Source organism: Flavobacterium sp. CFBP9031 (genome assembly GCF_034044945.1).
In the GTDB taxonomy this organism is placed as follows: Bacteria; Bacteroidota; Bacteroidia; order Flavobacteriales; family Flavobacteriaceae; genus Flavobacterium.
Map to the genome: position 1 here is coordinate 118,100 of NZ_JAXCWF010000010.1, position 23,922 is coordinate 142,021.

Here is a 23,922-nt window from a genome sequence, read left to right on the forward strand (position 1 = left end):
AATTCGTGGCAGACAGAAAATCCTTTTTAATCCATATAATCTGTGGCAAAAAAAACATAACAACATGCAAAAGATAAAGACAGCACTATTATCATACGGAATGTCGGGGAAAGTTTTCCACGCTCCGTTTTTAGATATTCACGAAGGATTTGAACTTTTAGGTTCTTGGGAAAGAAGCAAAAAATTAATTCAAGAAGATTATCCATACGTAAAAAGCTATGCTTCGCTGGACGAATTATTAAAGGATGATGTCGATTTGGTAATTGTGAATACGCCAGTTGGAACGCATTACGAATATGCTAAAAAAGTGCTTTTGGCAGGAAAACATGCTGTTGTAGAAAAAGCATTTACCACAACGGCTGAAGAAGCAAAAGAATTGGCAAAAATCGCGAAAGAAAAAGGATTGAAATTGGCTGTTTTCCAGAACAGAAGATGGGATAGCGATTTTAAAACTGTTAAAAAAGTAATCGATGATGGTCTTTTGGGAGATTTAGTGGAAGCCGAATTTCATTTTGACCGATACAATCCGTTATTGAGCCCAAAAGCGCATAAAGAAACTGCCAATGATGGAGCAGGAGTTCTAAAAGATTTAGGGCCACATATTATAGATCAGGCGGTAAGTTTATTTGGCTGTCCAAAAGCTGTATTTGGAGATATTCGGGTAACGAGAGAAAATTCTGTTGTAGACGATTGGATCGATCTGACTTTGTTTTATTCTAATTTCAGAGTCCGTTTAAAAGCAGGATTTTTTGTGAGAGAAGCCAATCCGGCATATACCATTCACGGAAAAAAAGGCTCTTTCTTAAAACCTCGCGGAGATGTTCAGGAAGACGAATTGAAAATTGGTAAAAAACCGAACCTAGATTCTTGGGGAACAGAAGATGAAAGTTTACAGGGACTTTTACACACCGAAATAGACGGTAAAATTATGCGAGAAAAAATACCAACGCTTCAAGGCAATTATTTCAGTTTCTTCGATGGCGTTTATGATTCTATTGCAAACAATAAAACAGAACCTGTTACCGCAGACGAAGGTGTAAAAGTAATGCAGGTTATAGAAGCCGCAATTGCGAGTAATGCCCAGCAAAAGGTAATAGGCATATTATAACACATTCCGTAGGAATGTCTCATTGGTAGTAATGCAGGTTATAGAAGCTGCAATTGCGAGTAATGCCCAGCAAAAAGTAATAGGCATATCCTAAAAACATTCCGTAGGAATGTCTCGTCGGTAGTAGAAAAAAATAATATTCAGGTGCATTTACGTTCCGTAGGAACGTTTGATTTTGCGCATTATTTTTTAATAATCTAATGTCTCAAACGTTCCTACGGAACGTAAAATATTGGCAACGATTTTTTTACCAACGAAATGTTCCTACGGAACAGAGAAATATAAATAAAAGGGGATGTCTTAATTTTTGAGATTATCCCTTTTTTATTTTCTTAAAAAAATCAAACCAATTATAATTCTACTAAAGCCGAAAAATTGTAATTTTAGTAATAAGAATTCAACTCAAAACCTTTGAATTTATAAACAATAACGTTGTATATTGTGTATAACCTTAGACTTTATGCACTTTAACGAGCGTTTTTAGTATTTTTGATCCTATTCCAATAAAATTCAATATGCTGTTAAACATTAATCCATTATCGCTTTTTCAGACTAAAGCCAAAATCAAGAAAGTATTTAGAGAAGCCAAAGCTTCCTATTTAAATCGGATTCGTTTTGCTGTTGGAATGTTTTATTTCGGAATGGGTTTGAGTTTTGCCACATGGGCTAGTAGAATTCCAGATATCAAAACAGCTTTGCATTTAACAGAAGGAGATTTAGGTTCTATTCTTTTTGCACTTCCGGTTGGACAGCTAATTGTTATGCCTTTTTCAGGAAAAATGGTAACCAAATTCGGCAGCCATCGTATTCTAATTTTCTCTTTAATAATGTATGTTTTGTGCTTAATCAATTTAGGTTTGGCGACAACATCATTACAATTGTCATTAGGATTATTTTTGTTTGGCGTGTTCGGAAATCTTGCCAATATTGCCGTAAACACGCAAGGGGTTTATACTGAAGTTTTGTTTAAAAAAACAATCATGTCCTCTTTTCACGGAATGTGGAGTTTTGCGGGATTTACAGGTGCATTGGTAGGTTTGGGAATGCTGGCTTTAAATTTAAGTCCGCTGCATCATTTTATTATTGTAGCCGGGATTGTTTTATTAATGGTGGCATTTAACTTTAAATTTTTGGTTAGAGCCAAAGAAAAAAAGAAACCAAAAGAAGAAGGCAAAAAGCTATTTGTAAAACCAGATACCGCTTTACTTTGGTTAGGTGTTATCGGATTCTGCAGTATGGCCAGCGAAGGCGTTATGTTCGACTGGAGCGGCGTTTACTTTAAAGATATTGTAAAAGCACCTGGACCATTGGTGGTTTTAGGCTACACTTCTTTTATGATTATGATGGCTAGCGGAAGATTTCTTGGCGACGGATTAATCAATAAATTTGGACGTGAACGCGTTATGCAGATCAGTGGAGTTATGATTTCAGCTGGACTTTTTACAGCTGTTTTTCTTCCTTATATCATTCCGTGTACCATTGCCTTTATGTTTGTAGGTTTGGGCGTTGCAACGATCGTTCCTACAGTATATAGTATTGCAGGTAAAAACCCAACAGTTCCAGCTGGAGAGGCTTTAACTATTGTTTCGAGTGTAAGTTTCTTAGGTTTCTTAATGGGGCCACCAGTTATTGGACACATTGCACAAAGTTTCGGACTGCAGTTTTCTTTTGCCTTTATCGGAATTTTTGGTGTTCTAATCGCTTTTATGGTTTCTAAAATTAGAACTGAAGCGTAATGAACTCCCTTTGTAAAATTGACTTCTTTTAACTATTCTTTCATTATATTAAAATAAATTTGAAAGAATTTAATTACAATTAAATATTTTGTTTATTTTTGAATTTCAAACTTCAAGCGCTGAAGTTTGAAATTTTTTTTTTCCAAAAACCAATTTTATCTTTTGAATTAAGGATTGTAATCCTAGAATATTTTCAAAGTTAATAATAGGTTTTAATGGTAAAAAAATACGCAGTCTTCTTTATTTTTTGGTTCTTTAATTTTGCTTTTTCGCAGAAAGAAATTACGGTAACAGGAATTGTTATTGATGCCCGAACACAGAATCCGTTGGAAAGTGTAGTGGTAACGATACAGAACACAGCCGTGATGCAGCTTACGTCAAAAACAGGGAAATTTGAACTTCATATATTTCCCAAAAAAGAACAGCTGCTTTTACTAAGAAGTCAAGGATACAAAGATTTTCTTTTAAAAGTAAAGTCTAATTCTGGGCAAGATATTGATCTTGGAATTTTACAATTAGAAGACACTTATTCAGACGAGGTTCCGGCTGCATTGATTACGCTCTCAGATAATGATTTTTCAGATGATAATAGTTCCTCAGAAATGACATCTGGACTTTTACAATCTTCAAGAGATGCTTTTATGCAGGCATCGGCATTCAATTGGGGACAGGCTAGATTTCGTGTTCGCGGTTTAGATAGCGAAAACGCCATCACGATGCTTAACGGAATGCCAATGAATAAAATTTACGATGGCAGACCACAATGGGGAAATTGGGGCGGTTTAAATAATGTGCTCCGAAATCAGGAATTCTCAGTAGGAACAGCAGCTTCCAATTATACTTTTGGAGGCGTTTTAGGAACACAACAGATTTTTACTCGTGCTTCTTTGTATAGAAAAGGAACATCACTAACATTTTCGGGAAGCAATACCACTTATTTATGGCGGGCAATAGGAACATATGCTTCGGGAATGAATGCTTCTGGTTGGGCTTTTGTAGTTTCGGCTGGAAAACGCTGGGCAGATGAAGGGTATTTTGAAGGAACCAATTTCGATGCCAACTCTTTTTTTCTTAGTGTCGAAAAGAAGCTAAACCATAGGCATTCTTTCAATTTTACAGGATTTTACACGCCAAATTCTCGCGGAAAAAATTCTGCTAACACGGCTGAGGTAACTGATTTAATCGGCGAAAAATACAATTCGTACTGGGGATTTCAGAATGGTAAAAAGAGAAATGCAAGAATAAAAAATGTAGAAGAGCCGCTCTTTATGCTGAATCATTATTTTAAAATTGATGATAAAACCAACCTGAATTCTGCCATTATGTATCAATTTGGAAAAGTTGGAAATAGCAATATCGATTATCAAAATGCTGATAGTCCCGATCCTGTTTATTACAAAAAAATGCCAAGCTATTTTAGTTCGCTTTACGCGAAAGATCAAGGCGAATTTTCGGGTGCGTTTATTCCAGACTATGAAAATGCAGAAAAAAACAAAGTGGCATTTCTGGACCAGTCACAGATAAATTGGGATGAGATGTATTTTGCCAATCAAAAAATAGGGCAAAATGGTTATTTGCCTGCTCAAAGTCATTATGTGCTTTATGAAGACCGAACAGATGATCAGACTTTGGCAGTAAATTCAAATCTGAATACACAGATAACTCCCAATATTTCTTTTGATGGCGGATTTACTTTTAAGAAATTAAAATCGCATAATTTTCAATATTTATTAGATCTTCTTGGTGGCGCTTATTTTGATGATATTGATCCGTTTTATAAAGGAAGCCTTTCGCAATCCGATTTGCAGCATCCAAATCGCCAAGTCGCAAAAGGAGATATTTACGGATACAATTATAATTTACTGGCGAATACTTTAGATGTTTTTGCGCAGTTTAAATTTAGCTATAATAAAACAGAATTCTTTTTGGCGCAATCCTATTCCATGTCAGATTACCAAAGAGAAGGGTTATATCAAAACGGATTGTATCCAACAAATTCGCTAGGAAAAAGTGAGAAAGTAAATTTTGAGAATTTCGGCTTCAAAGGAGGTTTCACCTATAAAATTTCAGGAAAACAATTGTTGTTTTTTAATGCTGCACATTTTACCAGAGCGCCTTCGCTTCGAAATACGTTTTCAAATTCACGCTTAAATAATAATGTCGTTGACGGAATCGAAAGTGAAAATATCAGTAGTGCCGAGGCTAATTATGTATACCGTTCTGCAAAACTCAAATTACGTTTAACAGCATATTATTCTTTGATTAAAAATACTTCAAAAACTTCTTATTTCTATGCAGAAGGAATTTTTGACAACGGTTCGGGTTATGATTCAACCAATGCATTTGTAAGTCAGACTTTGACCAATTTGGATAAGAAAAATACTGGAGCAGAATTAAGTTTTGAATATCAGATTTGGCCAACAGTAAAAACAACTTTATCTGCAGCATTCGGGAATTACATCTACAATAGCAATCCGAACGTAATCATTGTAAACGATGCCAATAGAGCGAAAGAAGGAGCGCAAACGTCTTTTGATTTTGGACGCGCTTATTTAAAGAACTACAAACAGCCAGGAACTCCACAACAGGCCTATTCTTTTGGATTAGAATATCGTGATCCAAAGTTCTGGTGGATTGGAGGCAACATCAATTATTTGGCAGAAAGCTATATTGATGTTTCACCAATTTCTCGTACTTCTCAATTTTATATCAATCCAGCCAATGGTTTTCCTTTTCCTGAAGCAACTTCCGAAAGAGGAAATGAATTATTAAAACAAGAAAAGTTTAATCCTGCTACATTACTAAATTTTAGCGGAGGCAAATCTTGGCGTATTCATAAAAAATACGTTGGACTTTTTGCCAGTATAAATAATGTTTTCGATTTAATGTATAAAACTGGTGGTTTTGAACAGGCAAGAAATGCCAATTTTAGAGCACTAAATCAGGACGCATCTAGTGGAACGCCATCTTTTGGACCAAGATATTATTATGGCTATGGCCGAACTTATTTTCTAAATCTTACAATCGGTTTATAAACCTATTCCTTATGAAAAAACTAATTTTATTTTTTGTTATATCGTTGCTGTATGGTTGCAGTAACGAGGTTGAAACACCAGAATTAAAATGTAATCAACCCAATTTTACTGTAAACAAAACGGTAGCAAAAGTATACGAGCTTTCGGGAACGACTGCTAAACAATATTTATATGATGATATCATAGAAGCTTATGTTGTATCGAGTGATGAAGGCGGTAATTTTTTCAAAACGATTTCATTACAGACAAAAGAAACTGAAAATGCGCCTGCTATTGGTTTTAGTGTTCCAGTTGATGCCACCAATACTTACATTGATTATCGAGTGGGAAATAAAGTGTTTGTAAAACTTAAAAATCAATTTACAGATTTGTATTATGGTGGTTTAAGAATTGGAAGTTTGTATGTGAGCAATGCTGGAGACCCGACAATTGGAAGGATTTCTCAAAACGAATATAGAAATGTGTTGAATGCTTCCTGTACAACTATAGACGAAAATCAATTGGTGAAATCACTTTCTGTGGAAGAAGCGTTTTCAGATTCTAAACTAAATACTTTGATTGAATTAAATGATGTTGAATTTACAGAAGCGGCATTAGGACGCCATTATTTTGAAGAATCCAATAATGTAGGAGGTTCAACGAATTGGTATTTGAGGGATAAAACAGGAAATCAGATTATTTTTAGAACAAGCGCTTATGCAAAATTTGCAGATCATTTTGTGCCAGAGGGAAGTGGAAAAGTGAGAGGTATTCTAACAAAATTTGGTTCTGATTATCAGTTTATGGTCCGATATGAAAGTGATATTGTAATGAATGGGAAAAGAAGTACTCCATTTTTTTCTGAAGATTTTCAATCGGTTAAAAACAATGTGAATTTTGCACTTCCAGGTTGGAGTAATATTGTTGAAAAAGCAGCAAAATTGTGGAAAAGCATGGTCTATTCTGGAAATGGTTATGCAGAATTTAATACCACAAGTACAACTGCAGCTGAGAATATAGCTTGGTTAGTTTCACCAAAAATAAATCTTACGGGTTATAAAAATGCTGTTCTCTCGTTTAGAAGTGCACAGCATGATTTGAAAGTAGATTCGCCTCTAAATACTTTAGAAGTTTATGTTTCAACCAATTTTGACGGTGCAAGTGTGACCAAAGCAAAATGGACAAAATTGGAAGCAAAAGTGCCAACGCTTTCAACGCCTGCTCGAGAATTTATAAGTTCTGGCGGAATCGATCTTTCTGCTTATTCTGGAAACATACATATTGCATTTAAATATATTGGTTCTGGAAAAGACAAAACATTAAATGGCGCTTTTATGGTAGATGACGTAAAGATATTTGGAGAGAAGTAAAAACTAATTTAGAATAATGAAAATAATGTACTGATTTTTAAAGTATTATTGAAAAGTTTGTAGTTTTTGTATTTCAAAACGTTAAAATCTAATTGAATTTTGTACTTTGGTCATCCCAAATCAATACAAATACCACATGAAAACCTACTTTATTGCCATCTTAATGATGGTGTTTCCTTTCTTGATGCACAGTCAAGACGACGTTAAACTAAAGCAGATTAACATTGTAAGAACAAATTACCAAAACTCTAAAGACGGCGAAATTGTTAATAAAACGATAGTTTTTAAAGAAGGTAAACTTCAAACCATAACCACTTCAGATGTTGTACAGCATTTCTATTACAACAAAAACGGCTTGCTGGATATGACTGTAAAAGACAAAGTTGGAAGCGATTGGAAAGAAGTAATCAACTATACTTACAACGCTGATAACAACATTACCAAATTTGTGAAAAAATATCAGGAAGGGCCTAATTATATTACAAAAGTAGTTTCTTTTGTATATGAAGGAGCAAGGGTAAAAGTAACTACAAAAAAGAGTACCAACCATCAGAATTTAGTAGACGATATTGAATATCTTGTTGAAAACGGAATTATTGTAAGACGTACTTCACGAGATAGAAATAAGGCTATTATTGGAAAATTAGAATATGTTTATGTAAACGATAATGTGTCAAGACATAAAGGATTGGTAGGAGATAAAATTTCTAAATCATACACTTACGATGATAAAAAGTCGGTTGACCAGTTAATCGTTCAGAGTCTTTTTGGAGATAATTACAAAGTAATTGTTCCGATGGTTTCTTATCATGAAGAGGAATTTGAGTTTGAATCTATTTCTTATAATAACGAAATGAATTTCAGCCCATCATCTACAGCTTTAGTTGCGGTGAGCAGAAAATACAAATACAACAAATTAAATTACCCAATTTCTTGTTCTCAAATAGAAGAAAACGGAATTGTGAAAACGGAAAAAACGTTTATTTACGAATAAAGGTTTTAAACTTAGACCATTCATTTGAAAAGTGGAGCTTTAGTTGAGTTTATCTTGACGGGTTCCATTTTTTTTTGAATTATAATGTCTTAATATAAACGTAAAAACAAAATTGTATAATTGATTGTAGCTGACAAATGATTAAATTTGCACCTTATTCAAGACTATGTTAGAAAAAGAAGTTATAAATTTTGAGAGAACAGTTATCGTTGGTATTGTTACTCAGAATCAAAGTGAAGAAAAACTAAATGAATATTTAGACGAATTGGAGTTTTTAACTTTTACCGCTGGAGGTGAAGTTATTAAACGTTTTTCGCAGAAAATGGAACGCCCTAATCCGAAAACTTTTGTTGGAACAGGAAAAATTGACGACATCAATCTTTTTGTAAAAGAGAACAAAATATCTACTGTAATTTTTGATGATGAATTAACGCCATCTCAGCAAAAAAATATCTCAAGAATAATTGACTGCAAAATCTTAGACAGAACGAACTTGATTCTAGATATTTTTGCACAGAGAGCCGAAACTTCATACGCAAGAACGCAGGTAGAATTGGCGCAATGCCAATATTTGTTGCCAAGACTTTCTGGTTTATGGACACACCTTGAGCGTCAAAAAGGGGGTATCGGTATGCGTGGACCTGGAGAAACGGAGATTGAAACAGACAGACGTATTGTACGTGATAGAATTTCGTTGCTGAAAGATAAAATCAAAACGATTGACAAGCAAATGAGTATTCAGCGAAGCAATCGTGGAGCAATGGTTCGTGTAGCTTTGGTTGGATATACCAATGTTGGAAAATCGACTTTAATGAATGCAATTGGTAAAAGTGATGTTTTTGTTGAGAATAAATTATTTGCAACTTTAGACACAACAGTTAGAAAAGTGGTTATTAAAAACCTTCCTTTTTTGCTTTCTGATACAGTTGGATTTATTAGAAAATTACCAACACAATTGGTTGATTCTTTTAAAAGTACCCTAGATGAGGTTCGTGAAGCCGATTTGTTGCTTCATGTGGTAGATATTTCTCATCCAGATTTTGAGGATCATATCGAGTCTGTAAATAAGACTTTACAAGAGATCAAAAGCAACGATAAACCAACCATTATGGTTTTTAATAAAATCGATGCTTACAAACATTTAACTATCGAAGAAGATGATTTGATTACGGAAAGAACCAGAAAATACTGGACACTTGACGAGTGGAAACAAACTTGGATGAGTAATGTTGGTCAGAATAAAGCTTTATTTATTTCTGCAAGAAATAAAGAGAATTTCGAAGAATTCAGAGAAACAGTTTATGAAGCTGTTCGCCAGATTCATATAACACGTTTTCCTTATAACAATTTCTTATATCCAGATTATAAGGATGCAGTTGAAAAGGATGAAGAAGAGGAATAATTAACCGCAAAGATTATTTAAATTATCTTCAGAAAGTATAAAGTTCGCAAAGCTATATGTAGATTTAGCTTTGCGAACTTTGCATTTTTATAAAAACGTAGCTTATGAAAACCTTGGCGTTTTTTAAGATAAAATATTAGCAGTTTCAATTTTCAGATTAAAATCCAAAATTAACGCCTAAACCAAATACTTGTCTGGTTTGAAGCCCTCTGAAGGCATTGTCATCATATATTGCTTGAAAAGCAAAATTTGCAGATAAGAATTTGTTAATTTTCATAATGATATTCAAAGAATAATTGATATCTACATTTTGAGGATCTTCTAGATAATTAGAATATAAATTAAGTGTGTTTTCTGCCGTTACATTCGTCATAATGGCTAATTTGTAATAAACTGATGCATAAAAACCCAGTTCATAGCGCATGGTTTTGCCTTCATCAACACCAAAATAATCTCCATCTACATAAGGCAGGCCAGTAAACCTATCTATGCCGCTTGTATAAGCGTTGTCTACAAAAGTGAATTTTGAAGTCAGTGGTGCAAAGTTAATTTTAAGATTTTCATCTTTAGACCAATAAATACCAGGTCCAGTGGTAAGATATCCTGGCGACATAAATTTCGTCTGTTCAGTTCTGATCTCTTTACCGTTGGCATCCTGCCCATAAATATAACCTGTCGTAAATTGAGTTCTGAAGTTTAAGAAATAAGAGTAATACCATTCACCAAAGGCTCTTTTACCAAGAATGGAGTTAAATTCTAAACGGTCATCCGTTTTTTTTCCGAAATCAGTATTTTTAGTTTGTAATAGACCGTATGACGCTAGTATTTTGTTGTCCCAGGTTACATCTTCTTTTTTGTAATTGAAGTCGTAATTGATTCCGAGTGTTCCCGAAAAGCTGTCTTCACCTCCCGCAATCCAGTTATTGAAGCTGGACTGATTTAATAAAAGAGATACGGTTCCTTTTGCTTTCCAGCCTTCTTTTTCAATTGTATCATTGATTTTTTTTACGGCTTTTTCGGTGTTTTGTGCTAGTTCTTTTTCGGTGTTTTGGGCTTGAACAAAAGTAAGATTTGCTAAAACGAAGAGCAATGATAGAATCTTTCTCATGGTTTTTAGTTTAGAGTGTATTATCAAATATACTAAAAACCAATGGAAAGTTAAGAGATGTTATCCTGTTATTGCAGGTTATTTCTTAGATTCTTTGTATAAAGGCACTGCAGAGCATGCTTCGCCGTACATAATGCTTCTGGCAAATGGCTGAAGATAAGTTGTTGCCAAAATGTAAGCCCTCATAGGAACGGGTTTTCTCGAGCAACCTTTTACAATTACAGGTTTGCCTTTGTATGCAGAGTAATCAATTTTAGTTAGAATTTCTTCGTAAAGACTGGCGTCAAGATCTTCAATTGTTCCGTTAACGACTTTTTTTGCGAAAGGTGCTAAATGAACACTTACCAAAATTAATGCCCAAGCCGGAATTATAGCATCTGTACTGCAGTGTACCGCCACATATTGATCTTGATATTGTGACCAATCGTGGTTTTTAAGGTGTTCTCTAAAGTCTTTTTCTTTCAATAAAAATCCCTCCAAAAGCCATTGCGAAATGTCAATCTGCACACGCATTCCTTTTGGATAATAATCCTCCAAATCAAAAACTTCTAAAGCACTATTGGCAACTTTATTGATAATTTCTTCCATATGAAAAGTTAGTTTCAAGTTTGAGGTTTCACGTTTCAAGTTGTGTAACCTGAAACGTGAAACTTTAAACCTGAAACAAATATTAAAGCATTCCTAATTCTAATTTCGCTTCTTCGCTCATTAAATCTTTGCTCCAAGGCGGATCAAAAGTAATTTCAACGTCAACATCTTTAATGTTTTCGATTGTTTTTACTTTTTCTTCTACTTCTCTTGGTAAACTTTCGGCAACTGGGCAGTTTGGAGAAGTAAGCGTCATAAGGATTTTTACTTCGTAATCTGTATTTACCATTACATCGTAAATTAATCCTAATTCGTAAATATCTACAGGAATCTCAGGATCGTAAATGCCTTTTAAAACTCTTACAATTGATTCTCCTAATTCGTTTGTGTCTATTTCTTGTTCCATTTTGTTATTTGTTTTTTTGCCACGAATTTCACAAATTTCCCGAATTTAAAAATTAGTGATAATTTGTGAAATTCGTGGCAGAAAGAATTTTAATTATTGCTTTTTGCATCAAAAGCCAAAGCGTACATTTTGATGTTTTTTATCATCGAAACCAAACCGTTGGCACGAGTTGCAGATAAATGTTCTTTTAGTCCAATTTCGTCGATAAAATCCGTATCGGCTTCTAGGATATCTTTTGGTTTTTGATTGGAAAAAGCACGAATTAAAATTGCGATTATTCCTTTTGTCAAAATAGCATCGCTATCTGCTGTAAAAACAATTTTATCTTCGTTTTGTTCACCTTGCAACCAAACTTTTGACTGACAACCTTTAATTAAATTATCGTCGGTTTTGTATTCTTCTTTTATTAAAGGAAGACTTTTTCCTAGTTCGATGATGTATTCATAACGCTGCATCCAATCATCAAACATTGAAAATTCGTCTATTATTTCGTTTTGTATTTCTTTTATTGTCATAATTATTCTTTAGAAAAATCAACTAATAAATTAACTAGTTTTTCAATTTCTTTTGGAGGAAAACCATTATCGAAACCTGGAGTTTCATACGTTTTTCCGTCTTTTACTATTTTTAAATTTCCTATTGCAGCACCGTCATAAGTGCGTTTATCCGTTGGGGCTTTTAAAGTAGAAAGTCCTTCTAAATTTACTTTTGAAAAAGCATCAACAATTTTATTCCATTTTGCATCATCTATATTGCTGCTAACGGCTTCAGCATTACGTTCCTTAATAAGCGAAACAGTTTTGTCTTGTACCGTTATCACTTTAAAATAACCTCTAGAATGAGCGGAGTATTCAATTTGTGTCGATTTCATATCGGTTTTTTTTTGACTGCAACATCCAGTTGCAATAAAAAGAGTTAAAAGCAATAGTGATAATATTCTCATATGTTTCTTTTTTAGCTTAACATGGTTTGTGCTTTTTTTACAGCATCAACCATTGCGTCAATTTCTTCTTTTGTGTTGTAAAAAGAGAAAGAAGCACGAATTGTTCCTGGAATACAGAAGAAATTCATGATAGGTTGCGCACAATGATGTCCTGTTCTAACGGCAATTCCTAATTTATCTATAATAGAACCAACATCATACGGGTGAATTCCATCAATGTTAAATGAAACTACAGAAGCTTTATTTTTGGTGTTTCCATAAATTCGGATACCTTCAATTTCGTTAAGACGTTTTGTAGCATGTTCTAATAATTCATTTTCATATTCATGAATTTTATCAAAACCAATCTCGTTTAAATAATCAATCGCAGTTCCTAAAACAATTCCACCAGCAATATTTGGCGTTCCTGCTTCAAATTTATGAGGTAAATCAGCGTAAGTTGTTTTCTCGAAAGTAACTTCTTTGATCATTTCACCACCGCCTTGGTAAGGAGGAAGTTTGTTTAGCCATTCTTCTTTTCCGTAAAGAATTCCTGTTCCCGTTGGTCCGCACATTTTATGACCAGAAAAGGCATAAAAATCACAATCTAATTCTTGAACATTTGGTTTTAAATGCGGAACAGCTTGCGCGCCATCAATTAAAACTGCTGCTCCTACAGAATGTGCTTTGTCAATAATATATTTGATTGGATTGATAACGCCCAATGCATTTGAAATATGATTTACGGTAACAATTTTTGTTTTGTCTGAAAGCAATTTGTCAAATTCCTCAATAATTAATTCTCCGTTGTCATTGATTGGGATAACTTTTAAAATTGCTCCAGTTTTTTCGCATAACATTTGCCAAGGCACAATATTACTGTGATGTTCTAATGAAGAAACTACAACTTCGTCACCAGGTTTTAAAATGGAAGCAAAACCATTTGAAACCAAATTAATTCCGTGTGTTGTTCCCGAAGTAAAAAGAACTTCGTGTGCGTGTTTGGCGTTGATATGGTCTTTTACTTTTCCGCGAGCAACCTCGTAAGCATCAGTTGCTAACTGGCTCAAAGTGTGGACGCCACGGTGAATATTGGCATTGATTTCGTTATAATATTTTACTTCAGCATCAATTACAACTTGTGGTTTTTGCGAAGTAGCTCCGTTGTCGAAATATACTAATGGCTTTCCGTTTACAGTTTGAGAAAGTATCGGGAAATCAGCTCTTATTTTTTGAATATCTAGCATGTCTTATTTAGAAAAAATCTATTTACAAAAGTACTAAAACTAAATTTGTTTATACAGCAATTCTATAATTTCCTTTTATGATGCCATTGATTAAAGGCTTAAATGATGATTTTTTAAAAATCGGTTCGATTTTCTGAATTATCTGAAACAGTTTTCTAATTTGATGCTTAAAATCGTGAACATAAATTATTTATATTGCATTAAAAATAAATTAAATCATCATGAAAAAATTTCTCAAAGTACTTTTGCTTGCAGTGGTTCTTGCTTTTTTATATTTCGGATTTACAACTTATCCAAAGCTTGATTTGATTTCAGGCTTCTCGGCCAAAAGTGTCGCATCTGGACATTTTATAGATAATCGTCCGTTGGATCTAATTGAGAAAACTGACAATGATATCGATATGATTGATCTGGCGAAAAACTCCATTGATGATGCAGGAAAATATGCTATTTCTTCTGTTTATGGATTGAAAGAAAGAAAAGCAATTTATCGTGAAGGCCTTGGAGCAACTTTGATTAATGATAATTTTGATGTTTCAAAACCATATCTACTTCCAAAGAGAACGAAATTAGAAAACAATCTTCCTTTTCCATACGGAAATAATGAGCCAAAAGACACTGCATTTTCTGATGTAGATTATTCGAAATTGAAAAAAGCTGTCGATAATGCTTTTGACAAAACAGGCGGAAGAATCAAAAGAACTCGTGCTGTTGTGGTTTTGTATAAAGATAGATTGATTGCCGAAAAATACGATACAGGTTTTAATAAAGACAGTAAAATTTTAGGCTGGTCAATGACAAAAAGCATTACAAGTTCGGCTTTTGGAGTTTTGGCTAAACAAGGAAAAATAGATATTTACAAACCTGCTCCAGTTATAGAATGGAAAAATGATGAGCGTAAAAACATCACACTTAATGATTTGCTTCACATGAATTCTGGTTTAGAATGGGAAGAGAATTACAGTACAATCTGTGATGCTACAAAAATGCTTTTTCAGGCCGAAGATATGGGAAAAGTACAATTGGATAAACCAGCACAATTTAAACCCAATACACATTGGAATTATTCGTCAGGAACGACCAATTTATTATCTCTGATTTTAAGAAGACAATTCAAAACACAACAAGAATATCTTGATTTTTGGTACAGCGCAGTAATTGATAAAATCGGAATGAACTCGATGATTGTTGAACAAGATATGTCAGGAACTTTCGTAGGTTCATCTTACGGATGGGCAACGCCAAGAGATTGGTCAAAATTTGGATTATTATATCTGCGCAAAGGAAACTGGAATGGTGAGCAAATTCTAGACGAAAGCTGGGTAAAATACACCGTAACTCCAACAAATACTTCTGATGGCAAATATGGTGCACAGTTTTGGTTAAACGCTGGAGGAAAATTCCCTGATGTTCCTCGGGATATGTTTTATTGCAGCGGTTATCAAGGTCAAATGGTAGCAATTATTCCGTCTCTGGATATGGTAATTGTGAGAATGGGAGTAAGAGAAGGTGATAAAAGTTTTGACTTTAATGGGTTTTTGAAAGAAGTTATTGCGAGTGTGAAGAAATAATTTTGTAATATATTTCATTCTTTTTTATAACTTGCTGAAAAAAAATTAATGATGGAATCGTTTGATAACATATTTTTTATTGGTGGTATTCATGGAGTTGGAAAAGGAACTATTTGTAAAGAAATTGCTTCTAAAGCTGAATTGATACATATAACGGCAAGTGAAGTTTTAAAATGGCGCGAAATTAGTTCTTCAGATAATAAATTGGTTGAAAATATTTCTTCAACACAAGAAAAGCTAATTTTTGGATTAAAGAGCTTAATTAAAGAGGATAAAAAATATTTACTTGATGGTCATTTTTGTTTGCTGAATTCATTAAATGTTCCTTGCAAAATTGACGAAGAAACTTTTGATATTGTTAACCCGAGAGTGATTTCTATTGTTCTAGATGATGTAGAAAAAATAATTAAAAGATTGGAAAATCGTGATAGTAAAAAATATGACATCAAAGTTTTGAATGAATTACAGAATATGGAAATTGAATATGCAAAATATCTTTCGAAAAAGTATTCTGTTCCGTATATCGAGATTATGGATAATAATTATGAACAGTTATTAAATATCACTAGGTAATGAAAGTTTTGCTAGACACAAATATTATTATTCATAGAGAAGCAAATAAAATATACAAACCAGAAATTGGTCAACTTTTCAAGTGGATAGATAATCTCAAATATTCCAAATACATTCATCCTTTGACTGTTGAAGAATTAAAAAGATATCAAGATCCAAATGCTCTCGATACTATGAGTATTAAAATCGAAAGCTATAATTTACTTAAACATCAAGCGCCCTTAGGTGAAGAGATTCTAAAAATAAGTAAGAGAGTAGATAATCAAGAAAATGATATTAATGATACACAAATTCTAAACGAAGTTTATGAAGGCAGGGTTGATATATTAATTTCTGAAGATAAAAAGATTCATACTAAAGCAAATTTATTAGGAATTTCAAATAGAGTATTTCGAATTCAAACTTTTTTAGAAAAGGTCATTTCTGAAAATCCTGAATTAATTGATTATAAAGTTTTAGCTGTTAAAAGAGTTGATTTTGCTGATGTAGACATTAAAGATGAATTTTTTGATAGTTTTAGAGAAGATTATGCTGAATTTGATAATTGGTTTAATAAGAAGTCTGACGATATCTGTTATGTATGTTTTAGTGAAGATAATTTAACTGCCTTTCTGTTTATAAAAACAGAGGGAATAAATGAAAATTATGCTGAAATTAATCCAGTTTTTGAAAAGAAAAAAAGGTTGAAAATTGGAACTTTTAAGGTAACAGCAAATGGCTATAAAATTGGAGAAAGATTTCTAAAAATAATTTTTGATAATGCTTTACAAAGTAGAGTTGATGAAATCTACGTTACTATTTTTGATAAAAGAGAAGAACAAGAAAGGTTAATTGAACTTCTAAAAGTATGGGGATTTTGTTATTTTGGAATTAAAACAACTCAAAATGGAGATGAACAAGTTTATGTGAGATCTTTTAATAAAGAATTAATTAATACGGACAATCCTAAATTAACTTTTCCTTTTTTTTCAAGAGAACAAAATATATTTTTAGTTCCAATTTATCCAAAATATCATACTGAGCTATTTCCAGATTCTATTTTAAATAATCAGTCACCAAAAGATTTTATCGAAAATTATCCGCACAGAAATGCTTTGAGTAAAGTATACATTTCTCGATCTTATCTGAAAAATTTAAAATCGGGTGATGTAATTGTTTTTTATATGACAGGTGGAAAATATAAAGGAGTTGCAACAACATTAGGAATAGTTGAATCTTCGATTTTAGAGATTGAGAATGAGAAAGAGTTTATTTCTTTATGTAGAAAAAGAAGTGTATTTACGAATCAAGAATTATCTGAACATTGGAATTATAACAAGGCTGATAGACCTTTTGTAGTGAATTTTCTTTACACATATTCATTTAGAAAAAGGCCCAATCTTGAATGGTTGGTTAATAATAGAATTATTTCAAGTTATGATAATGTGCCAAGAGGATTTTCTAAAATAACTGTTGAGCAATTTGATAAACTTTTAAGATATGCATATTAATGAAAAATGATTAAAAAAAGATTTTTAAAAACACGATATTTGCAATTATTAAAAGAGATGTTATTCTTTTTTAAGATGCCTAAATCAATAAATATTTTAACTTATGAAAGTAGTGCTATCAATAAAACCCCAGTTTGCAAACAAAATATTTGACGGGACTAAAAAGTTTGAATTCAGAAAAGCTATTTTCAAAAACCAAAATGTAACTTCGGTTTTAGTTTATGCTTCTTCACCAGTACAAAAAGTGATTGGAGAATTTGAAATTGAAAAAATAATTAATCTTGACTTAAAAGAACTTTGGGATAAAACCAAAGAATATTCAGGTATAACTGAAGATTATTTCTACGAATATTTCGAAAATAGACAACAAGGTTTTGCTATTCAAATAAAAAATAAAAATAAATTTGAAGAACCTAAATGTTTAAAGGCTGATTATAATTTAACACCGCCTCAGTCATTTGCATACTGGTCAAATGAAAAAAGATAAAAATCAAAAAACCGATAAACTTAAAAGCTTATCGGTTTTTTGATTTTTATGAATAGAATTTTTTATAAATCAAATCCTAAATTCACGCCTAATTTCATGGCAATGATTTTAGTAATTCTTTGTTTTAATTCTGGTATTTTAATGCTTTCGATAACGGCATTTGAGAATGCGTACATCAATAAAGCTTTAGCTTCTTTTTTCGGAATTCCGCGAGACTGCATGTAGAACATTGCTGTTTCATCAAGCTGTCCAACAGTACATCCATGAGAACATTTTACATCATCTGCAAAAATCTCTAACTGCGGTTTTGCGTTGATAGTAGCTTTGTCACTCAATAAAATATTATTGCTTTTTTGGAAAGCATTTGTTTTTTGAGCTTCTTTTTCTACCAAAACTTTTCCGTTGAAAACTCCAGTCGAACGATCAGAGAAAATTCCTTTATAATCTTGGAAACTTTCGCAGTTTGGCTGCGCGTGGTTTACCAAAGTATAATGATCAACGTGTTGTTTGTCATTTAAAATAGAAATTCCGTTTAACGTACTTGTCAATCTTTCACCAAAATGATAAAAGTTTAAGTTGTTACGGGTTAGATTTCCACCAAATGAGAAAGTGTGCACGTAAGCGTGACTTTCTTGCTGTTGTGAAACATAAGTATTGTCAATTAAATTCGCTTCGCTATTATCGTTCTGAATTTTGTAGTAATCAACAATTGCACGTTTTTGAGCAAAAATCTCCGTAACAGAGTTTGTTAAAACTGGATTTTCATTCAAACTTTGGTGACGCTCAATAATTTGCACATGTGAATTTTCACCTACAATAACCAAATTTCTTGGCTGAACCATTAAAGCGGCTTCATTTCCAGTTGAGAAATACATAATCTCGATTGGTTTGTCTGCTACTTTTTTCTTCGGGATATTGATAAAAGCACCCTCAATTGCAAAAGCTGTATTCAATGAAGTCAAACTGTCATCTTTACTTGCAATTTGATTAAAGTACGTATCAATAACCATTTTATATTTTGGTTTGGTCAATGCCGATGACATCAAACAAACATCGATTCCGTCATGCGTTGTAGAAGACAAATGCGAACTGAAAACGCCATCGATAAATACCAATTTGTAAGTATCAATTTCGTGTAAAAAGTATTTTTTAACTTGATTGAATTCGATTGCATTTTCCTGTTTTGGAAAAACCGTAAAGTCATTTTTTAAGATGGCATTTAGCGATGTATATTTCCAAGCTTCTTCTTTTTTGGTTGGGAAACCTTTATTTTCGAAGTTTTTTAAAGCATTTGTGCGTATGTCATGTAAATCTGAATGTACATCGACACGCTCTTCAAAAGCCATAAAAGACGATACTAATTTTTCTTTTAAATCCATTGTTCTTTTGTTTCCTTCGGTGTTTCAGGTTTCAAGTTTCATGTTGCCTATTGAAACTTATTCCCCTTGAAATCTTTTTTATTTAGGTAAGTGATAAAGTTTTTTATTTTACCGCTTAAATTTTCATAATCTTTTTTTAAAGCTTCGAATTTTTCTTCTGAAATATATTCAAAATCAAAAACTCGATACAATTGAGATCTTGTTTCTCCGGCAGAACCTTTTGCAATTGATAAAAATTGTCGAAATTCTAAATTTCCATCTCTTTCAAATCCTTCAGCAATGTTATCCATTACTGAACCCGAAGAATCTTTTATTTGATTTTTAAACCTGAGATCGGATCTTAATTCTGTTTGAACGGCAATGAGATGAATTTCTTTTGCTAATCGTCGAGCCTCTTTCCAGATTTCTAAATCTTCAAATCGAGTAATTGTTGCCATAATTTCTGTTTTAAATAATTTAAGTTTAAACTTACAAAACGTAATTCAACTTGAAACTAAAAAAAACATGAAACTTGAAACAAAAATTTAATTTTCTGCTTTGATCCAGTCGTATCCTTTTTCTTCTAATTCGTATGCTAATTCTTTTCCTCCAGATTTTACAATTCTTCCGTTGTAAAGAACGTGAACGAAATCAGGAACGATATAATCTAACAAACGTTGGTAGTGAGTGATAACAATAATTGCGTTTTTGTCGCTTTTTAATTTGTTTACACCATTAGCCACAATTCTTAAAGCATCGATATCAAGACCAGAATCGGTTTCGTCAAGGATAGCTAATTTTGGCTCTAACATTGCCATTTGGAAAATTTCGTTTCTTTTTTTCTCTCCTCCAGAAAAACCTTCGTTTAAAGAACGAGATAAGAATTTACGATCAATTTCTAACAATTCAGATTTCTCACGAATTACTTTCAGCATTTCGTTTGCAGGCATTTCTTCCTGTCCGTTTGCTTTACGAGTTTCGTTGATTGCAGTCTTCATGAAGTTAGTAACGCTAACCCCAGGAATTTCTACAGGATATTGAAAAGAAAGGAAAACACCTTTATGTGCTCTCTCTTCAGGAGCTAAATCAGCAAGATCTTCTCCGTCAAGGATAACCTCTCCATCTGTAACTTCATAATTTTCGTTTCCTGCAATAACAGCAGAAAGTGTACTTTTTCCAGAACCGTTTGGTCCCATGATAGCGTGAACTTCTCCAGCTTTAACTTCTATATTAATTCCTTTAAGGATTTCTTTATCACCAATTGCGGCGTGAAGGTTTTTTATTGATAACATCTTTTTTTTGTTTAAAGTTTCAAGTTTCAAGTTCTCAGTTGTGCCGAAAAGCGAAACTTTGAAAAATCTTTTATTTTAATATGATATAAAATTCTTTTTTAATGGTTAAAAACTCGGTTCTTAACCTACAGATCCTTCTAAAGAAATCTCTAATAATTTTTGAGCTTCAACAGCAAATTCCATTGGAAGTTTATTCAATACATCTTTACTGAAACCGTTTACAATTAAGGCAATCGCTTTTTCAGTTGGTATACCTCTTTGGTTACAGTAAAATACCTGATCTTCTCCAATTTTACTTGTTGTTGCTTCGTGTTCTATTTTTGCAGATGGATTTTTACTTTCGATATAAGGAAAAGTATGTGCTCCGCAATTGTTACCCATTAACAATGAATCACATTGAGAAAAGTTTCTTGCGTTTTCTGCTCTTGGAGAAATCTGCACTAAACCACGGTAACTGTTTTGTGATTTTCCAGCCGAGATACCTTTAGAAATAATAGTCGATTTAGTATTTTTTCCTAAATGGATCATTTTTGTTCCAGTATCTGCTTGTTGGAAATTATTGGTAACAGCGATAGAATAAAATTCTCCTACCGAATTATCTCCTTTTAATACACAAGAAGGATATTTCCAAGTTACAGCAGAACCAGTTTCAACTTGTGTCCAAGAAATTTTAGCGTTTGTTTCGCATAAACCTCTTTTGGTTACAAAGTTGTAAACTCCACCTTTTCCTTCTTTATTTCCTGGGAACCAGTTTTGAACGGTAGAATATTTAATTTCAGCATCATCCAAAGCGATTAATTCAACCACAGCAGCGTGTAATTGATTTTCGTCACGGCTAGGAGCAGTACATCCTTCAAGGTAAGAAACGTAACTTCCAGCATCAGCAATAACAAGAGTTCTTTCGAATTGCCCTGTTCCTGCTTGGTTGATTCTGAAATAAGTTGAAAGTTCCATTGGGCATTTTACACCTTTTGGAATATAACAGAAACTTCCGTCAGAGAAAACAGCTGAGTTTAATGCTGCGTAGAAGTTGTCTTTTTGAGGTACAACAGTTCCTAAATATTTTTTCACTAATTCAGGATGTTCTTTAATAGCTTCAGAAATCGGACAGAAAATAATTCCTTTTTCTGCCAAAGTTTTCTTGAAAGTTGTTGCTACGGAAACAGAATCGACAACAATATCCATAGCGACATTGTTCATCATTTTTTGTTCATCAACAGAAATTCCAAGTTTTTTATACATCTCTAATAATTCTGGATCTACATCGTCCAGCGTTTTATTAGGGTCTACTTGTTTTGGAGCTGAATAATATGAAATGGCCTGAAAATCTGGCTTTTCGTAACGAACGTTTGCCCATTCTGGTTCGATCATTTCTTTCCATGCACGGAAAGCCTCGATGCGCCATTCGGTCATCCATTCAGGTTCTTCTTTTTTAAGAGAAATAGCTCTTACAATTTCTTCGTTTAAGCCAATAGGGAAAGTCTCAGATTCTATATTGGTATAAAATCCGTACTCATATTCTTTAGTTTCCAGTTCGATCTTTAAATCGTCTTCGGTGTATTTGCTCATTATTTTTGTTATTGTCTAATGTTTTAAAGTCTAAAATTTGAAAGTCAATAGAAGTCTTTATGACTTTACAACTTTCAGCTTTTGACTAAAGAGAGAATGATTCTCCGCATCCGCAAGTTCTGCTTGCGTTCGGATTGTTGAAAACAAATCCTTTTCCGTTTAATCCGCCAGAGAATTCTAAAATTGTCCCAGCTAAATAAAGGAATGATTTTTTTTCTACAGCAATTTGTATGTCGTTGTCAACGAATATTTTGTCGTCATCTCCTTTGGTTTTGTCAAATTTTAAATCGTAAGACAAACCAGAGCATCCACCACTTTTCACGCCTACTCTTACGTAGTCGCTTGCGGCGTCAAAACCATCATCCGTCATCAGGTCGATGATTTTCTTTTTGGCAGTATCAGAAACTTTTATCATTGTTCTTAGATGTTTGTTTTTAATGAACATTTTTTGTCTGTAATGAATTTATTACAGATTTAAAACGCTAATTTTCAATGTTAAATAGAAATTATCTGCAAAGATACGACTTAAAAACCTTTTTCCATAACGGTTCACATTATTATAACAAATGTGAAAATAGATAATACTTATTTTGACAAAATCGAAATCAAAATTCGAAAAGAATTGTTTTTTGAATCGTGCTGCAAATATCGCTCCTAAATGTTAAAAAACAAGTATTTCTACTGATTATAGCCATTATTTATTCGGTACTTTTGCAGAAAATTGTGAGTAATTATGAAAAAACAACACAAAAATAAGTGGCTAAACCCCTTATTGGCAGTAATTTTTGTTTTTGGATTAGGTGCTGCAGTATTGGTTTTTAGCAGTGAATCTGATAAGATTAAGAAAGAAGTTAAAACGGAAAGCGATAAAGCTTTAGTGGTTAATAATGAAAGAACGGAGCAGGAGAACATTTTAGATTCATTAAGTACACTAAAAGCGACATACGATCTGGTCATTCAGGAAAATATGGCTCTATCTAAAGAGTTGGAACTGGAACGCAAGAATGTCGAAAATTTAATGGAAATTATAAAAGTTTCTCAAAATCCGTCGGCAGATCAAATTAGAATTTACCGAAACCAGCTTTCGGGGCTAAAATCTTCATTGGATAGTAAGGTCATAGAGATTAAAAAATTAAAATCTCAGAATAAAAATTTACTGACCGAAATAGAAAGTCAGAATGTTGTCATGTACAAACAAAAGGCAGAAAATGACACTTTGATTTCTAAACAAGTGAAATTGGAATCGACTTTAAAAGATGCTTCAAAACTTTATTTAAGCAATTTTAAGGCTATCGCGCTTCGCGAAAAAAGTTCTGGAGCCGAATTGGAAACAACAAAAGCAAAGAATACGAAAAAGCTTAAAATTAGTTTCACCGTAAACGGAAATGCGGTTGCAAAAACAGGAAAAAGAGTTTTTTATGTTCAGGTTTTGGATCAAAAAAATACGGTTTTAGGAGATAACAAATTAATTGAATTTGGAAATGATAAAGCACTAGTTTATAGTTTTATTGTCAGCACCGATTTTCAAGGTAAATCTCTCAATGCTTATGGAATTTTAAATGCAGATGGGTTTAAGAAAGGAACTTATTTTGTGAATTATTTTGATAAGCAGGAAATAATGGGAAGCACTTCGATTACATTAGAATAATCTAAAAGTTTTTTAGCTTTAAATTTTAGCAAAAGGAGT

The 23,922-nt window shown here is 32.9% G+C and carries 22 protein-coding genes; 11 read left to right on the plus strand and 11 right to left on the minus strand.

Annotated features, from left to right (window positions below):
* The first annotated feature begins 64 nt into the window (after positions 1 to 64).
* From SOM12_RS17175 to hflX, 6 genes are all read left to right on the plus strand, one after another.
* Positions 65 to 1,108, plus strand: coding sequence for a Gfo/Idh/MocA family oxidoreductase (locus SOM12_RS17175; RefSeq protein WP_320494517.1), 1,044 nt, complete (start codon positions 65 to 67; stop codon positions 1,106 to 1,108).
* Between the two features lie 515 nt (positions 1,109 to 1,623).
* Positions 1,624 to 2,844, plus strand: a complete 1,221-nt coding sequence (locus tag SOM12_RS17180; protein ID WP_095929588.1) for an MFS transporter — start codon at positions 1,624 to 1,626, stop codon at positions 2,842 to 2,844.
* A gap of 215 nt (positions 2,845 to 3,059) precedes the next feature.
* The gene (locus tag SOM12_RS17185; RefSeq protein ID WP_320494518.1) at positions 3,060 to 5,879 is read left to right on the plus strand and encodes a carboxypeptidase-like regulatory domain-containing protein; all 2,820 of its coding nucleotides are present in this window, start codon (positions 3,060 to 3,062) and stop codon (positions 5,877 to 5,879) included.
* Between the two features lie 11 nt (positions 5,880 to 5,890).
* On the plus strand, positions 5,891 to 7,228 hold the full coding sequence (locus SOM12_RS17190) for a DUF5689 domain-containing protein (protein WP_320494519.1): 1,338 nt from the start codon (positions 5,891 to 5,893) through the stop codon (positions 7,226 to 7,228).
* Positions 7,229 to 7,364: 136 nt separating this feature from the next.
* A complete protein-coding gene (locus SOM12_RS17195) occupies positions 7,365 to 8,222 on the plus strand; it encodes a hypothetical protein (RefSeq protein WP_095929595.1) in 858 nt (285 codons plus the stop codon).
* Between the two features lie 166 nt (positions 8,223 to 8,388).
* Positions 8,389 to 9,624, plus strand: coding sequence for a GTPase HflX (gene hflX / locus SOM12_RS17200; protein ID WP_320494522.1), 1,236 nt, complete (start codon positions 8,389 to 8,391; stop codon positions 9,622 to 9,624).
* Positions 9,625 to 9,781: 157 nt separating this feature from the next.
* Here the strand turns inward: hflX and SOM12_RS17205 are convergent, their stop codons facing one another.
* The 6 genes from SOM12_RS17205 to SOM12_RS17230 all read right to left on the minus strand — a co-directional run bounded on the left by SOM12_RS17205 (position 9,782) and on the right by SOM12_RS17230 (position 13,895).
* A complete protein-coding gene (locus SOM12_RS17205) occupies positions 9,782 to 10,732 on the minus strand; it encodes a DUF3078 domain-containing protein (RefSeq protein WP_320494524.1) in 951 nt (316 codons plus the stop codon).
* A gap of 78 nt (positions 10,733 to 10,810) precedes the next feature.
* The gene (locus SOM12_RS17210; RefSeq protein ID WP_095929598.1) at positions 10,811 to 11,320 is read right to left on the minus strand and encodes a DUF2480 family protein; all 510 of its coding nucleotides are present in this window, start codon (positions 11,318 to 11,320) and stop codon (positions 10,811 to 10,813) included.
* Positions 11,321 to 11,402: 82 nt separating this feature from the next.
* Entirely contained in the window at positions 11,403 to 11,726 is a 324-nt protein-coding gene (locus SOM12_RS17215) for an SUF system Fe-S cluster assembly protein (RefSeq protein ID WP_012023258.1), read from the minus strand.
* Between the two features lie 89 nt (positions 11,727 to 11,815).
* Positions 11,816 to 12,241 carry a SufE family protein gene (locus tag SOM12_RS17220; RefSeq protein ID WP_095929599.1) on the minus strand — a complete coding sequence of 142 codons (426 nt, stop codon included), beginning with the start codon at positions 12,239 to 12,241 and terminating at the stop codon, positions 11,816 to 11,818.
* Between the two features lie 2 nt (positions 12,242 to 12,243).
* Entirely contained in the window at positions 12,244 to 12,669 is a 426-nt protein-coding gene (locus SOM12_RS17225; RefSeq protein ID WP_320494530.1) for a hypothetical protein, read from the minus strand.
* An 11-nt stretch (positions 12,670 to 12,680) separates the two neighbouring features.
* Positions 12,681 to 13,895, minus strand: a complete 1,215-nt coding sequence (locus SOM12_RS17230; protein WP_095929601.1) for an aminotransferase class V-fold PLP-dependent enzyme — start codon at positions 13,893 to 13,895, stop codon at positions 12,681 to 12,683.
* 221 nt (positions 13,896 to 14,116) lie between these two features.
* Between SOM12_RS17230 and SOM12_RS17235 the strand changes: the two genes are divergently transcribed.
* The 4 genes from SOM12_RS17235 (at position 14,117) to SOM12_RS17250 (ending at position 18,016) form a co-directional block, all read left to right on the plus strand.
* Complete coding sequence (locus SOM12_RS17235; RefSeq protein WP_320494531.1) at positions 14,117 to 15,466, plus strand: serine hydrolase domain-containing protein; 1,350 nt, start codon at positions 14,117 to 14,119, stop codon at positions 15,464 to 15,466.
* Positions 15,467 to 15,514: 48 nt separating this feature from the next.
* Positions 15,515 to 16,039, plus strand: a complete 525-nt coding sequence (locus tag SOM12_RS17240) for an ATP-binding protein (RefSeq protein WP_320494532.1) — start codon at positions 15,515 to 15,517, stop codon at positions 16,037 to 16,039.
* A complete protein-coding gene (locus SOM12_RS17245; protein WP_320494533.1) occupies positions 16,039 to 17,529 on the plus strand; it encodes a PIN domain-containing protein in 1,491 nt (496 codons plus the stop codon). Before SOM12_RS17240 ends, SOM12_RS17245 begins: the two co-directional genes overlap by 1 nt.
* Positions 17,530 to 17,632: 103 nt before the next feature.
* Entirely contained in the window at positions 17,633 to 18,016 is a 384-nt protein-coding gene (locus tag SOM12_RS17250; protein ID WP_320494534.1) for an ASCH domain-containing protein, read from the plus strand.
* Positions 18,017 to 18,078: 62 nt separating this feature from the next.
* On the opposite strand, the gene sufD is transcribed toward SOM12_RS17250, so the two are convergent.
* From sufD to SOM12_RS17275, 5 genes are all read right to left on the minus strand, one after another.
* Positions 18,079 to 19,395 (minus strand): Fe-S cluster assembly protein SufD, encoded by a 1,317-nt coding sequence (gene sufD, locus SOM12_RS17255; RefSeq protein WP_095929604.1) that lies wholly within the window; start codon positions 19,393 to 19,395, stop codon positions 18,079 to 18,081.
* 47 nt (positions 19,396 to 19,442) lie between these two features.
* A complete protein-coding gene (locus tag SOM12_RS17260) occupies positions 19,443 to 19,832 on the minus strand; it encodes a four helix bundle protein (RefSeq protein ID WP_229353334.1) in 390 nt (129 codons plus the stop codon).
* Between the two features lie 87 nt (positions 19,833 to 19,919).
* Complete coding sequence (gene sufC / locus SOM12_RS17265; RefSeq protein WP_008466070.1) at positions 19,920 to 20,666, minus strand: Fe-S cluster assembly ATPase SufC; 747 nt, start codon at positions 20,664 to 20,666, stop codon at positions 19,920 to 19,922.
* 120 nt (positions 20,667 to 20,786) lie between these two features.
* Positions 20,787 to 22,235, minus strand: a complete 1,449-nt coding sequence (gene sufB, locus SOM12_RS17270; RefSeq protein ID WP_320494539.1) for a Fe-S cluster assembly protein SufB — start codon at positions 22,233 to 22,235, stop codon at positions 20,787 to 20,789.
* An 85-nt stretch (positions 22,236 to 22,320) separates the two neighbouring features.
* Positions 22,321 to 22,650: a HesB/IscA family protein gene (locus SOM12_RS17275; RefSeq protein WP_068841559.1), complete on the minus strand. Its 330-nt coding sequence runs from the start codon at positions 22,648 to 22,650 to the stop codon at positions 22,321 to 22,323.
* A gap of 318 nt (positions 22,651 to 22,968) precedes the next feature.
* Between SOM12_RS17275 and SOM12_RS17280 the strand changes: the two genes are divergently transcribed.
* Positions 22,969 to 23,883, plus strand: coding sequence for a hypothetical protein (locus tag SOM12_RS17280; RefSeq protein WP_320494542.1), 915 nt, complete (start codon positions 22,969 to 22,971; stop codon positions 23,881 to 23,883).
* Positions 23,884 to 23,922: the final 39 nt, after the last annotated feature.